This window comes from Rubrivirga aquatilis (genome assembly GCF_046845665.1).
GTDB lineage: Bacteria > Bacteroidota > Rhodothermia > Rhodothermales > Rubricoccaceae > Rubrivirga.
Map to the genome: position 1 here is coordinate 2,180,323 of NZ_CP177355.1, position 13,477 is coordinate 2,193,799.

Here is a 13,477-nt window from a genome sequence, read left to right on the forward strand (position 1 = left end):
GCTCTGCGAGCGGGAACGGGGAATGAGGAACGGGGGACGAGCTGAGTCGCCCGGAGTGGCGTCGGCGGTCGACGTCGAACATCTTCCCAATCCCCAATCCCCAATCCCCGTGACCGGCATCTTCGGCGGATCGTTCAACCCCCCGCACGTCGGCCACCTCGCCGTGGCCGAGGCGTGTGCCCAAGCGGCCGGGCTCGACCGTGTGCTGTGGATTCCGGCCGCGACGCCGCCCCACAAGCAGGACGACCCGACGCTGGCGCCCGAAGCCGCCCGGCTGGCGATGGTCCGCGCAGCGGTTGAGGGCAACCCGCGGTTCGCGGTCTCCGACATCGAGATCGCGCGCCGGGGCGTGAGCTACACCGTCGACACGCTACGCCAGCTGGCGGCCGACGGGGCAGGGCCGCTGGCGCTGATCATCGGCGGGGACAGCCTGGCGGGCTTCCCGTCGTGGCGCGAGCCCCAGGCGATCGTCGACCTCGCCCGGCTCGTCGTCTACCGCCGCCCCGGCGACGGCGTCGACCTTGGTGCGCTGCCTGGGTGGCTGGCGTCTGCGCTGACGGTCGTCGAGGGGCCGTCGCTGGCGGTCTCCAGCACCGAGCTGCGCGGCCGGATCGCCAGCGGACGGACGGTCCGGTACCTCGTGCCCGACGCGGTCCGCGCCCTCATCGAGGCGGAGCGACTGTACCGGTAGCGCGCGGCTCCCGCGTTCCTCTGGGGGCGTCCCCAGCCGGTGGGCTCCTTTGCTCCCGACGCGGGATCGCCCCCCGGCACCGCTCGTAGCATCGGCCCCTCCCGCTATGCCTGTGCCTCGCACCCTCGAAGACAAAGCCGCCGGCCTCCTCATCGTCCGCTTGGGCAACAACCTGCCGCCCGCCGTCACCGCGACGGAGGCGGAGGACGAAGTCGCCGCGCTCCTTGACCGCTACGCGATTGGCGGGCTCATCCTGTTCAACGGGCGCTGGCCCGACACGCGCGACACGCTGGCGCGGCTCCAGGCGAAGTCCGAGCACGGGCTGATCGTGACGACGGACATGGAGCGCGGGTTCGGCCAGCAGGTCATCGGCGGGACCGTCTACCCCCACGCCGAGGCGTTCTCGCACGCCAGCGACGCCGAGACCGTCCGCACGTTCGCCGCCCAAGCCAGCCGTGAGGCGCTCGCGTGCGGCGTCCACGTCACCTACTCGCCCGTTGCGGACGTCGACCGCAACCCCGAGAACCCCATCATCGGCGCGCGCGCCTTCGGGCCCGACCCGTCGCGCGCCGCCGAGCTGACCGCCGCGTTCGTGGCGGGCGTCCACGACGCGGGCCAGCTGGCGACCGCCAAGCACTTCCCGGGCCACGGTGGCACGACGGGTGACACGCACTCTGAATTGCCCGTGCTCGACGACGACCGGGCCACGCTCGAAGCCACCGACTTCGTGCCATTCCGGGCGGCCATCGACGCCGGCGTCGACCTCGTGATGACGGCCCACATCGTCTACCCGGCACTCGACCCGGACAACCCCGCGACCCGCTCGCCCGCCATCCTGCGCGGCCTGTTGCGGGACGAGATGGGCTTCGAGGGCGTCGTCGTGACCGACAGCCTGCAGATGGCAGGCGCGAAGGTGGAGGGCAAGTCCGAAGGGGACCTTGCCGCCGAGCTCTTGGAGGCCGGCGTCGACCTGTTTGTGGATGCCGTCGACCCGGTCGCCGTCATCGACGGGCTGGTCGGCGCCGTCCGCGAGGGCCGGCTCGACGAGGCCTTGCTCGACGCCGCCCTCGCGCGTGTCGACCGCCTGCGGGAGACGCTGCGCCAGCGCCACGGAGAGGACGTTTTCGCCACGCCGCCGCTCCCGCCCGAGACCGTCGCCGCGCCGGAGCACGCCGCGCTGTCCCAGCGTGTCGCCCGGGAGGCCGTCGAGGTCGCCCGCGGTCCGCTGCCCGACCTGGGCGATGGGAGCGGGGTGCTGGTCGTGCTCGTCAAGCCCGCGCCGCGCCCGAACGAGCCCGTGACGATGCCGATGGGGGAGGCCGTCGCCCGGCTCCTGCCCGGCGCGGTCTACCGCGAGCTGGAGCCGACCCACGAGGACCAGGACGACGTGTTCGACGAGATCCGCGTGCTGGCGACGGACGCCCGCGAGCTGGTCATCGCCACGATCGCCCGGCCCGCCGCGTGGAGCACGTTCGGGCTGGCCGGCCGCGAGCGCCGCTTCGCCCGCAACCTCATGGCCGCCCACCCGACGACGCTCGTCGTCCTGGGCGACCAGCGCGGCCTGCGCGGCTACGACGCGTGTGACGCCGCGCTCGTGACGTACTCCGACGTGGCCGCCAGCCAGGTCGCCGCCGTCGAGCGGCTGGCGGGGCGGCCCGAGGGCGAGCCGGTGGGTGGGTGAGTCGGTCCGTGCGAGATCGAACCCCGCCTTGCGACCCACCGACTCACTGAACCCTCTGGCCCCGAACCTCCCCAGCGAACGTCTCGTTCTAGCGATCGGCAGCGCCGTCGCCGCCGGGGCGTACGCCGTCTGGACGGTCGACGCGGGCGGCTGGTCGCTCGACGCCGCCGTCCGGGCCGGCGGCGTGCTGGCCGCCGTCCTGGTGCTGGCGCTCGTGCTCCGCGCCGTCCGCCGCGCCAACCGACCCCGCTAGAGGCCGAAGTCCGTCACCGACTCCCGTAGATTCCGAAACCCCTTCCAGTCCTCCCCACTCCGATGACCGAGCCCACCGCCGACGCCCCCCTCTCCGCCTACGAGAAGCCCCCGGCCGACGGTGCCGAGGTCGACCCCCGCTGCGTTCCGCAGAACCTGGACGGGCCGCCCCCGATCGGCGACGAGATCGATCCGCCTGCCTACGACGAAGAGAGCCAGGAAAACTGGCGCTTCTTGTTCGCCCGGCAGATGTCGATGCTGCCCGGCCGTGCCGGCGAGGCCTACCTCGAAGGTGTCAAGACGCTGGGCATGACGCCCGACCACATCCCGACGCTCCGCGACCTCAGCCGTCGCATGGAGGCCGCGGCCGGCTGGCGCATCGCCCGGATCCCGGGCCTGCTCCACGAGCGCGACTTTTTCGGCCTGCTCAACGACCGCGTCTTCCCGTCGACCGACTACATCCGCCGCAAGGACGAGCTCGACTACACGCCCGCGCCGGACTGCTTCCACGACATGTTCGGCCACATGCCGATGCTGACCGAGCCGGCCTTCGCCGACTTCTACCACTTGTTCGGCCAGAGCGCGCTCCACGCCGAGGGCGTCGACCGCCAGTCGCTGGAGCGGCTCCACTGGTTCACCGTCGAGTTCGGGCTGATCAAGCAGGAGGTGGGCGAGCGGATCTTCGGCGCCGGCATCCTGTCGTCGAAGGACGAGGTCCAGCACGCGCTCAGCGACAAGGTCGAGAAGGTGCCGTTCTCGATCGAGGCCGTCATCAACCAGGACTACGACGTGTGGCACCTCCAGCCCAAGCTGTTCGTGCTCGACTCGTTCGAGCAGCTCGAGACGGACTTCCGCGCGTGGGCCGCCAGCCGCGGCCTGCTCCCGGCCGACGCCTAGCGCACCCGGTCGTCCCCGGCGCGAGCCCGGGGCGGTCCGCCGCACTGCGATGCAACGACTCGAAGCGACCGTCCGGGGCCGCGTGCAGGGCGTCGGGTTCCGGCGCTACGTGATGCGCTGGGCCCGCCGGCTCGGCCTGTCCGGATGGGTCCGCAACGACCCGGACGGCACCGTCCGGCTGGCGGCCGACGGCGAGGCCCCTGCGCTCGACCGCCTCACGCGCCTCCTGTGGGGCGGCCCCCCCGGCGCCGACGTGGAAGCCGTCGAGGCCACCCGGGTGGCGCCGCTGGCGACGTTCGACGACTTCCGCATTCGGCGGCCCTGACGGGGGGGAGCGGGTACTGTTGGAGGCTCCGTTCCCGGTGCCGCCGCCCCGCTCAGCCGGCCTTCTTCATCACCGCCCCGGCCACCACCAGCCCGAGCGCCGTCGGGCCGAGCTTGGCGGCCACGGCCTGCACCTTGTTGCCGAGCCCCGGCACCACGCGCCGCGTGTTCGAGGCGAGCCCCGCCAGCCCCTGCCGGGCGACGGACTCCGACGGAAGCGAGCCGGCGAAAAAGGCGTCGTTCATGCCGGCCCGGTCGGCGAAGCCGGTCCGCACCGGCCCCGGGCACAGGCACGACACGTGGACGCCCGTCCCGCGCATCTCGGCCCACAGCGCGTTCGAGAACGACAGCACGTACGACTTCGTCGCGGCGTAGACGGCGAACGACGGCGCCGGCACGAACGCCGCCACACTCGCGACGTTGAGCACGCCCCCGCGCCCACGCGCCACCATCCCGGGCAGCAGTCGGCGCGTCAGCGAGGTCAGCGCGGTCACGTTGAGCCCGACCATCCCTTCGGCCTGCTCGGCGCTGGCGTCGAGGAACGGGCCCTGCACGCCGAAGCCCGCGTTGTTGACCAGCACGTCGACCTCCAGGCCCTCGGCCTCGAGGCGGGCCACCAGCGCGGACGGGGCGTCGCGTGGGTCGAGGTCGGCGGGGACGACCGTCGCCTCGCCGCCAGCGCCTCGGATCTCGTCGGCGACGGCCGCCAGCGCGTCGGCGGAGCGGGCGACGAGCACCACGTGGGCGCCGCCGGCGCCGAGTTGGCGCGCCATGTCGGCGCCGATGCCGGACGAGGCGCCGGTGACGAGGGCCGTGCGGCCCGGGTAGTAGTCGTTCAAAGGAAGGGGGGAGGGGGAGGCCCGTATCCTACGCCGCCCCGCCCGCCACAGATCGGTTGACGAGACGATCCCTCCTCGACGACGCCGTCGCCCGGCTCACCGACGCCGGCATCGACGACCCGCGCCGGACGGCCGAGTGGATCGTCGAGGACGTGACCGGCGCCACGCGGGCCGCCCTCTACGCCCGGCCGGACGCGGCTGCACAGCCCGAGGAGGTCGCCCTCGTCGCCCGTGCCGTCGAGCGCCGCGCCACGGGCGAGCCCGTCCAGTACGTGCTCGGCCACGCCGACTTCTACGGCTTGCGGCTCGCGGTCTCGCCCGCCGTGCTCGTGCCGCGCCCCGAGACTGAGGCCGTCGTCGAGGAGGCCCTGCGCCGAATCCGGTCCGTGGAGGGGCCCTGGGTCCTCGATATCGGCACGGGCAGTGGGGCCGTCGCGCTCGCGATCGCCTCGGAGCGCCCCGACGCCGAGGTCTTCGCCGTCGACATGTCGCCCGACGCCCTCGCCGTCGCGGCCAGCAACGCCGACCACCTCGGGCTGGCGGTCACGTTCATCGAGGCCGACGCTCTCCGACCGTCCTTCGCTGACGAGGTCCCACCCGCCTTCGACTTGGTGATCTCAAACCCGCCCTACGTCCCCGACGCCGAGCGCGCGGGCTTGCAGCGCGAGGTCCGCGACCACGAGCCCGGGCTGGCGCTCTTCGTGCCCGACGCCGACCCGCTTCTTTTCTACCGCGCGCTCGCCGGCCACGCCGAGCGCCTGCTCCGCCCCGGCGGATGGCTTGTCGCTGAGACCCACGCCGACCACGGCGCCGCCGTCGCCGCGCTCTGGCACGACGCCGGGCTCGCCGACGCCGCCATCCTCCCCGACCTCGCCCGCCGCGACCGCATCGCCGTCGCCCGCCGCCCGCTCGACTCGCTCGCGCCATGACCCCGGACCCCGCCGACCTCCCCGAGGTCTCCGCCGACACCGTCGCCCAGCTCTTCTTCGACTTCCTCCGCCAGCTTTCGACGCTGTCGCTTGCGGCCGCTGGCGGCACCGTCACCCTGATGCAGACCGTGCTCGCGGAGTCCCAGAGCCAGGGCCTGCTCGTCGCCGGAGTCGCGGCTCTCTTCCTGGCCGCTCTGTTCTCGCTCCAGACTCAGCAAGTGCTCGTCGAGCGGCTCGCCGGACAGACCCGCACCATGCGGCCCGGCGCCGGAGGGCTCGCGCGCCTCAAGATGAAGCGCACCTCGGCCAACGAGCAGCGCCTGATGTACATCTCCTTCGGCCTTTTCGGCGCCGGCCTTGCGATGGTCGGTCTCGCCGTCGTCACCGACTTCCTGCTGTAGACCGCGAGGCGTGCGTCGAGCCGTCATCCTCATCGCGCCTCTCACGAGGCCAGAGCGTACGCCACCGGCTGGCTGGCGCCAGCAGAATCGCGGTGGCCTCGAACCAGACCTCCTCTCCCGGACGGGAGGGACCGGGGGAGGTCGACGGGCTAGGGGCTACCGATCCGCTCAAGTCCTGCTCGCGACCACCACGGCCCCTGTAGGGCCGTCGCATGCGACGGCGTCGAGCCACACATGTCGTCCTGAAGCCACGGACTGCAAGCGCGAAGGACCGTATCGCCGACGCAACGACCCGTGGCGCGCGAGACGTCCCGGAGCGCCCCCCTCGGCCCCCCCGCCGACCCTGTCACCCCCACCGGCGTAGACTCGGCCGACCGCCCGCCGACGAACCGACCTCCTCGACCCTCCGCCCCGTGGCCCGCCGCTTCGTCCTCCAGCCCCGCGAGCCCGACGCGGGCGACCCCCGCCTCACCCTCGACTACGCTGCCGACCTCGACCGACAGCAGCTCGCGGCGGCCACGGCCGGCGACGGCGCCACGCTCGTCGTCGCGGGCGCGGGCACCGGCAAGACGCGCACGCTGGTCTACCGCGTCGCCTACCTCGTCGAGACCGGCGTGCCCCCCGAGCAGATCGTGCTGCTCACCTTCACGCGGCGCGCGGCGACCGAGATGCTCACGCGCGCGGGGATGCTGCTCGACGGCCGGTGCGAGCGCGTCCGCGGCGGCACCTTTCACGCCTTCTGCCTCGAGACGCTCCGCCGCCACGCCACGAGCGTCGGCTACCCCGACCGCTTCGGCGTCCTCGACTCGGCCGACGCCGCGGACGTCGTCGACCTCGCGCGGACGCGCTTGGGGCTCGACCGCTTGCCCAAGCGCTTCCCCCGCAAGCGGACCCTGCTGGCGATGTTCTCCGCCGCCACCAACCGGGGGCTAAGCCTCGACGAGGTGGTCGCCGATGGCTACCCGCAGTACGCCGAGCACCTCGACACCCTGCACCGCCTGCGCACCGGCTACGCCGAGACCAAGCGCCGGACGGGGATGATGGACTTCGACGACCTGATGGCGCTCACCCTCGAGCTCTTGCGCGAGAACCCCGACGTGCGCCAGGCCGTCGCCGGCCGCGCCCGCCAAGTCCTGGTCGACGAGTACCAGGACGTCAACCTCCTGCAGGCCGACTTGGTGGAGCAGTTCCAGTCCGTCTGGCGCAACGTCATGATGGTCGGCGACGACGCCCAGTCCATCTACCGCTTTCGGGGCGCGGACGTGGGCCACATCTTGGACGTGCCTGTTCGCTACCCCGGCGCCCGCGTCTTGAAGCTGGAGCACAACTACCGCTCCACGCAGCCCATCTTGGATCTCGCCAACCACGTCATCGCGAGCGCGACGGAGGCCTACGACAAGCGGTTGTTCACCGACCGCGAGGGAGGGGAGACCCCCGCCCTCGTCTCCGCCCCCGACGACGGCGACGAGGCCCGTTTCGTGGCCCAAGTGGTCCTCGACAACCGCGAGAACGGGACGCCGCTCAACCGTCAGGCCGTCCTCTTTCGCTCCGGCTGGTGCTCGTACGCGCTCGAAGCCGAGCTCGGCCGCCGCAAGATCCCCTTCGTCAAGTTCGGCGGCCTGAAGCTGGCGGAGGCCGCCCACGTCAAGGACATCGTCGCCCACCTCCGCGTGGCCGAGAATCCCGCCGACGCCGTCGCCTGGAACCGCGCCCTCCGCTTGGTCGAGGGCGTCGGCCCCACAACGGCCCGCCGCCTGCTCGACTGGATCTCGCACGCCGCCACCGGGGGCACCGAGGGCGCCGTCCACGTGCTCCGTCAGTCGGTCGACGAGGTCGTGCCCTCGCCCGCCGTCGCCGCCTCCGTCGCCCGCCTGGTCGAGGCGCTCACCCCGCTCCGCGACGAGTCGCTCGCGCCCGAGGCGCAGGTGGAGGCCCTGCTGGCGTACTACCGCCCCGTCTTCGAGCGCGTCTACGCCGACGACTTCCAGAACCGGGAAGCGGACCTCGACGCCGTCGTCGCCCTTGCCGCCCGACACCGCTCGCGCACGGCCCTGCTCGAATCCCTCGCCCTCGACCCCATCGACTGGACGCAGGAGCCCTCCGACGCCGCGCTCAAGGACGAGCCGCCGCTCGTGCTCTCGACCATCCACTCGGCCAAGGGCCTCGAGTTCGACACCGTCTTCCTCATCCACGCCCTCGACGGCGTGCTGCCGTCCGCCTACGCGCTCGCGTCCAGCGACGAGGAGGACGAGGAGCGACGCCTGCTCTACGTGGCCTTGACGCGCGCCGAGACCTCGCTTTACTGCTCGATCCCGCTCGTCCAGTACCGACGGGGCTCGGGCCAGTTCTTGACCGAGCCCAGCCGGTTCCTCTCGGGCCTCCCGGAGACGCTCATCGAGCCGTGGTCGCTCGTCGAAGAAGCCCCTTCGCCTCCGCTCCCCCCGCCGCCGCCCGCACTCCCGGAGGGGTGAGGGATAAGGTGTCCCCGCAGAGTTTCCCGCTCCGGAGACTGCCCTTGCCCTGCATCTTTCCCTTGATCCGGGAGGCGCCGACCGCTACCGTTCAGTGTGGAAACCCTGGCCTCTCCATCCCTCCTCCTGTCGCCGTCCGATGTCCGGATCGACCGGCTCGACGTGTCGCGCTACCCCGAGATCCAAGCGCTGAATCTGGCCGTCTTCGGGGATTCCCGCGTTATCCAGCGCCTCGACCGCGATGACCTCGTCCTCCTGCTGGCGTCGGTCGGCGGGGAGCCCATCGGCTACAAGGTGGGCTACCGGGAGAGCGCGAGCACCTTCTACAGCGCCAAGGGTGGCGTGCTGAAGGCGTGGCGCAAGCGCGGCGTGGCCCGGGCCCTGCTGGCGGTGTTGGAGCAGGAGGCCAAGCGGTTGGGCTACGCCCGGTTCGCCTACGACACGTTCCCCAACAAGCACCCCGGCATGACCGTACTCGGGCTCGCGAGGGGCTACACGATCACCGCCGCCGGCTACAACGCCGCCTATCGGGACTTCCGGCTGCGCTTCGAGCGGGACCTGTAACACACCGGGGGTCGTTCCTTGACCTCCCCCGGTCATCCTGAGAACGTGGGTGGGAGCGTTCCCTACGCCCACGCCATCCGCTCCCAACGGGAGAGCGCCAGCCAGCGCACGTGAGGGGTCTCCGCGCGAGCCACTCGTCCGTCCGTTGGTCGCAAGGGGGGACACTCAGGCGGAGACCCCTCAAGGCTCGGGAGGACGGCCACACGGCCATGGCGGGACGCGGCCTCGCCAGTGGAGCGACCTTGGGCCTGCGAGCCGCAACCCCGACCCCGGCTCGTCGTAGCCCGCCCTCCATCCGCCGCTGCCTGTGCCCGCCTTCCCCACCGAGATCGCCGAGGGCGTCCGCATCGCCGCGACGGCCCTGTGGGAGCGCAAGGTGCGCGCCTTGCTCACGACGCTCGGCATCGTCATCGGCATCGTGTCGGTGACCTCGATGTTCACCGTCATCAACGGCATCGAGCGCGAGTTCGACAAGTCGATGGCCATGATCGGCGACGACGCGCTCTTCGTCGAACGCACGCCCTGGATCATCTTGGACGACTGGTGGAAGTACCGCAACCGCCCGCCGGTCACCGAAGACCTCGCCACGTTCCTTCGCGAGCGCGCGACCGTCGCGTCGGAGATCGCCCCGGTCACGGGGATGGGAGCCACCATCACACGCGGCCGCGACGAGCTCGCCGGGGTCGGTGTCGAGGCGTCGACCGCCAACTACGTCGATACCGGGGGCGCTGACATTGAGGAGGGGCGGTTCTACTCCGATGCCGAGTCGCGAGCGGCCCGGGCCGTCGCCGTCATCGGGTTCGACGTGGTCGAGGAGCTGTTTCCCGGTGAGGACCCCATCGGCAAGGACATCCGCATCGGCGGTCACCGCTTCGAGGTCGTCGGCACGCTCACCAAGCGTGGCAAGTTCTTGGGCATGATGTCCGCCGACGGCCGTGCCATCATCCCGCTCAACACGTACCGCCGTGTGTTCTCGACCGAGCCCGACCTGTCCATCAAGGTCCAGGTGGCGGAGGGCGTCGACCAACTCGCCGCCATCGACGAGATCACCGGCCTGACGCGCATCTGGCGCGGCCTCGACGCCCTGGACGAGGAGGACTTCTCGATCAACCGCCAGGACCAGTTCCGCGACTTGGTCCAGACCATGCGGATCGCGACGTACGCCGTCGGCCTGTTCCTGACCGCGCTGGCGCTTCTCGTCGGTGGGATCGGGGTGATGAACATCATGTTCGTGAGCGTCAAGGAGCGGACGCGCGAGATCGGCGTGCGCAAAGCGCTCGGCGCCACGCAGCGGGCCATCCTGTTCCAGTTCCTCGTCGAGGCCGTCGCCATCTGCCTGTTGGGCGGCGCCATCGGCGTGGCCATCGCAGCCCTCGTGGCCGTGGGCTTGAACCAGGTGTTCACCGCCGAACTGTCGGGCGGGACGGTCGCGCTCGCGTTCGTGATCTGCGCCGTCGTCGGCGTCGCCTTCGGGCTCATCCCCGCGTGGCAGGCCGCGCGGGCCCGGCCCATCGAGGCCCTCCGCTACGAGTAACCATGGGTGAGACCTTCCGCCAGGCCCTGCAGGCCCTCCGCTCGAACCGCCTCCGCTCGGCGCTGACGCTCGTCGGCATGGCCATCGGCGTGTTCTCCGTCATCGCCTCCGTCACCGCCGTCGAGGTCCTCGACGAGACGCTGATGTCGGAGCTGGCGTCGATGGGCACGCAGACGATCACGTTCAACCGGATCAACTCGGACGGGCCGCCGACCGACGAGCAGCAGCGCCGGCCCCAGCTGAGCTACGACCAGGCGCTCGCGCTCCGCGAGCGCGCCCCGCTCGCGGCGTCCGTCAGTGCGGGCGTCTGGGCCGGCAGCCGCGAGATCCGGACGACCGAGGAGGCGACCGACCCCGACGTCTCCGTGATCGCGACGGACCAGGACTACCCGCAGAACAACGGCTGGGAGATGGGCCAGGGCCGCTTCCTCACCGAAGCCGACGTCCGCGCTGCCCGCCCGGCCGTGGTCTTGGGGACGACCGTCGCGACCGAACTCTTCGGGGAGGGCGACCCGATCGGCCGAGAGGTCCGTGTCGACGGCGTCCGGTTCTCGGTTGTCGGCGTGCTCGCCGAGAAGTCGGGCGGGATGGGGCTCGGCGACGCCAACAACCGGGTCGTCATCCCGATCACCCGGGGCATGGCGGCGTTCGGGCTCCAGAACCGCGACGTGTGGATCGACGTGCGCGCGCCGAGCCCCGAGATGCTCGCAGCCACCCAGGATCAGGCGACCGGCGCGCTCCGCGCCATCCGCCGGCTCCCGCCCGAGGCCGAGAACAACTTCGACGTGTTCTCCTCGGCCGAGGCCGCCGACGGCCTGAAGACCTTCACCTCCGCGCTCGCGACCGGCGGCGCGGGCATCGGGCTCATCGCCCTGCTGGCGGCGGGCGTCGGGGTGATGAACATCATGCTCGTCAGCGTGACCGAGCGGACGCGCGAGATCGGCGTCCGCAAGTCGCTCGGCGCCACCCGGCGCGACATCCTGCTCCAGTTTCTGGTCGAGGCCGTCGTGCTGTGCCAGATCGGCGGGCTCGTCGGCATCGTGCTCGGCGCGCTCGGCGGCAACGTGGTCGCTGCGTTGATGACGACGCCCCCGGCCTTCCCGTGGGGCTGGGCCATCACCGCCGTGCTTGGCGTGACGGTCGTCGCCCTCGTGTTCGGGGTCTACCCGGCCACCCAGGCCGCCCGGTTGCATCCCATCGAGGCGCTGCGCCACGAGTAGCCAGCGGGTGTCGGAGGCATGGGATTAGGGATTGGGGAGGGAGACGCGCTGGAGGGTGGCGCGAGCCCGGGGCCAGGCGCACTTTCCCCACCCCCTTTCCTCAGCCCCAACACCCCATGTCCCAGTCCGACGCCAAACGTGCCGCCGGCACCGCCGCCGCCGCCCTCGTCGAGAGCGGGATGACGCTCGGCCTCGGTACCGGCTCCACGACGGCCTTTGCCATCGAGGCCATCGGTGCGCGTGTCGCCAGCGGCGAGATCGATGTGGTCGGGGTCCCGACGTCGTTCGCAGCCGAGCGGCTCGCGCGCCAGCACGGCGTCCCGATCGCCACCCTCGACGAACTCGGCGTGGCTGATGTGGGCGCCCAGCCGCCGCTCGACCTCGCCATCGACGGGGCCGATGAGGTCGACCCGGCGCTCGGGCTCATCAAGGGACGCGGCGCAGCCCACGTGCGTGAAAAGGTGGTCGCCGCGCTCGCGGCACGCTTCGTCGTCCTCGTCGACGACTCGAAGCTGGTCGACCGGCTCGGCACGACGATGCCCGTCCCCGTGGAGGCGCTCCCGTTCGCCGCGCCCGCCGTCGAGCGCGCCCTGCGCGGCCTGGGCGCGGAGGTGACACTGAGGATGGGGCAGAAGAAGGACGGCCCCGTCGTCAGCGACCAGGGCCTGTGGATCTTCGACGCCCGCTTCGACGGCATCGACGACCCGGCCGCCCTCGGTGCCGCCATGGACGCGATCCCCGGCGTGCTCGGCCACGGCCTGTTTTTGAATCTGGCGACGGACGTCTTGGTCGGCGAGGCCGATGGGTCGGTCCGCCACATCGTCCGCCCCTAGCCGGGCCCTCCGCAGGGACCCCGTGGGGGAGAGGCGGTGCATGCGACCCCGGCCTCGCTCCCCATTCAAAAAACCGCCCCGGCGGCCGAAGCTACCGGGGCGGTCAGATCAAAACGCGTCGGGCGCCTAGCGCAAGCGGAAGGTCACCGGGACGGCGAACCGCACTTTCACGGGGCGGCCGCGCTGCTGGCCCGGCGTGAACCGGCTCTCGCGGACGGCCTTGATGGCCGCCTCCGAGAGCAGCTCGTTCGGCGACCGCACGGCGACCGGGTCGACCACGTTGCCCCGCTCGTCGACGACGAACTGGACGACGACCTGGCCCTCGATCCCCGCCCGGCGTGCGAACTCGGGGTACTCCACCCGGCGCTGCAGGTCCTCGATGCCGCCCTGAAGGACGGGCTGGACCTCGGCGACCTCAAAGATCTCCGGCTCCGTGGGCTCGGGCTCCGGCGGCGGCGGCGGCGGGGGCGGCGGCGGGGCGTCCGGGGCGGGCGGCGGCGGAGCGGGCGGGGCCGGCGGCGGCGGCGGCACGTCATCGAGGTCGAGCTCGACGTCTTCAAGGATCTCCTCCTCGATCTCGACGTCGTCCGGGACCTCCTGCGGCGGCGGCGGGGCCGGCGGCGGCGGCGGCGGCGGCTGGATCTGCTGCGTCTGCTCGATGTCCTCGAGCTCGATGATCTCCTGGGAGTCGTCCATCATCACGACCGTCTCCCCGCCATCGAGCGGGACGGTGAACGCGGCGATGACGAGCCCGAGCGAGGCGAGCAACCCGACCTGCAGGTACAGCGGATACTTCTTCCGCAGGTCGGCCTTCGGGGTTTTGTAGATGGCCATGTCGAGG

The 13,477-nt window shown here is 72.1% G+C and carries 14 protein-coding genes; 12 read left to right on the forward strand and 2 right to left on the reverse strand.

Going from position 1 to position 13,477, the window contains the following annotated elements:
- The first annotated feature begins 109 nt into the window (after positions 1–109).
- The 5 genes from nadD to ACLII4_RS09435 all read left to right on the forward strand — a co-directional run bounded on the left by nadD (position 110) and on the right by ACLII4_RS09435 (position 3,846).
- Positions 110–691 carry a nicotinate-nucleotide adenylyltransferase gene (nadD, locus tag ACLII4_RS09415; protein WP_412067135.1) on the forward strand — a complete coding sequence of 194 codons (582 nt, stop codon included), beginning with the start codon at positions 110–112 and terminating at the stop codon, positions 689–691.
- A gap of 112 nt (positions 692–803) precedes the next feature.
- The gene (locus tag ACLII4_RS09420) at positions 804–2,372 is read left to right on the forward strand and encodes a glycoside hydrolase family 3 protein (protein ID WP_412067136.1); all 1,569 of its coding nucleotides are present in this window, start codon (positions 804–806) and stop codon (positions 2,370–2,372) included.
- A 28-nt stretch (positions 2,373–2,400) separates the two neighbouring features.
- Positions 2,401–2,625, forward strand: a complete 225-nt coding sequence (locus tag ACLII4_RS09425; protein WP_412067137.1) for a hypothetical protein — start codon at positions 2,401–2,403, stop codon at positions 2,623–2,625.
- 62 nt (positions 2,626–2,687) lie between these two features.
- Complete coding sequence (locus tag ACLII4_RS09430) at positions 2,688–3,521, forward strand: phenylalanine 4-monooxygenase (RefSeq protein WP_412067138.1); 834 nt, start codon at positions 2,688–2,690, stop codon at positions 3,519–3,521.
- 49 nt (positions 3,522–3,570) lie between these two features.
- Positions 3,571–3,846 carry an acylphosphatase gene (locus ACLII4_RS09435; protein ID WP_412067139.1) on the forward strand — a complete coding sequence of 92 codons (276 nt, stop codon included), beginning with the start codon at positions 3,571–3,573 and terminating at the stop codon, positions 3,844–3,846.
- A gap of 52 nt (positions 3,847–3,898) precedes the next feature.
- Here the strand turns inward: ACLII4_RS09435 and ACLII4_RS09440 are convergent, their stop codons facing one another.
- The gene (locus tag ACLII4_RS09440) at positions 3,899–4,684 is read right to left on the reverse strand and encodes an SDR family NAD(P)-dependent oxidoreductase (RefSeq protein WP_412067140.1); all 786 of its coding nucleotides are present in this window, start codon (positions 4,682–4,684) and stop codon (positions 3,899–3,901) included.
- 56 nt (positions 4,685–4,740) lie between these two features.
- On the opposite strand from ACLII4_RS09440, the gene prmC reads away from it, so the two are divergent.
- From prmC to rpiA, 7 genes are all read left to right on the forward strand, one after another.
- Positions 4,741–5,613, forward strand: coding sequence for a peptide chain release factor N(5)-glutamine methyltransferase (gene prmC, locus ACLII4_RS09445; protein ID WP_412067141.1), 873 nt, complete (start codon positions 4,741–4,743; stop codon positions 5,611–5,613).
- Positions 5,610–6,014 carry a hypothetical protein gene (locus ACLII4_RS09450; protein ID WP_412067142.1) on the forward strand — a complete coding sequence of 135 codons (405 nt, stop codon included), beginning with the start codon at positions 5,610–5,612 and terminating at the stop codon, positions 6,012–6,014. The genes prmC and ACLII4_RS09450 overlap by 4 nt, the downstream gene beginning before the upstream one ends.
- A gap of 413 nt (positions 6,015–6,427) precedes the next feature.
- Positions 6,428–8,485, forward strand: a complete 2,058-nt coding sequence (locus tag ACLII4_RS09455) for an ATP-dependent helicase (protein WP_412067143.1) — start codon at positions 6,428–6,430, stop codon at positions 8,483–8,485.
- Between the two features lie 96 nt (positions 8,486–8,581).
- On the forward strand, positions 8,582–9,049 hold the full coding sequence (locus tag ACLII4_RS09460; RefSeq protein WP_412067144.1) for a GNAT family N-acetyltransferase: 468 nt from the start codon (positions 8,582–8,584) through the stop codon (positions 9,047–9,049).
- Positions 9,050–9,356: 307 nt separating this feature from the next.
- The gene (locus tag ACLII4_RS09465; protein ID WP_412067145.1) at positions 9,357–10,583 is read left to right on the forward strand and encodes an ABC transporter permease; all 1,227 of its coding nucleotides are present in this window, start codon (positions 9,357–9,359) and stop codon (positions 10,581–10,583) included.
- 2 nt (positions 10,584–10,585) lie between these two features.
- The gene (locus ACLII4_RS09470; RefSeq protein ID WP_412067146.1) at positions 10,586–11,803 is read left to right on the forward strand and encodes an ABC transporter permease; all 1,218 of its coding nucleotides are present in this window, start codon (positions 10,586–10,588) and stop codon (positions 11,801–11,803) included.
- A 116-nt stretch (positions 11,804–11,919) separates the two neighbouring features.
- A complete protein-coding gene (gene rpiA / locus ACLII4_RS09475; RefSeq protein ID WP_412067147.1) occupies positions 11,920–12,636 on the forward strand; it encodes a ribose-5-phosphate isomerase RpiA in 717 nt (238 codons plus the stop codon).
- A 126-nt stretch (positions 12,637–12,762) separates the two neighbouring features.
- Here the strand turns inward: rpiA and ACLII4_RS09480 are convergent, their stop codons facing one another.
- Positions 12,763–13,470 (reverse strand): energy transducer TonB, encoded by a 708-nt coding sequence (locus tag ACLII4_RS09480; protein WP_412067148.1) that lies wholly within the window; start codon positions 13,468–13,470, stop codon positions 12,763–12,765.
- Positions 13,471–13,477: the final 7 nt, after the last annotated feature.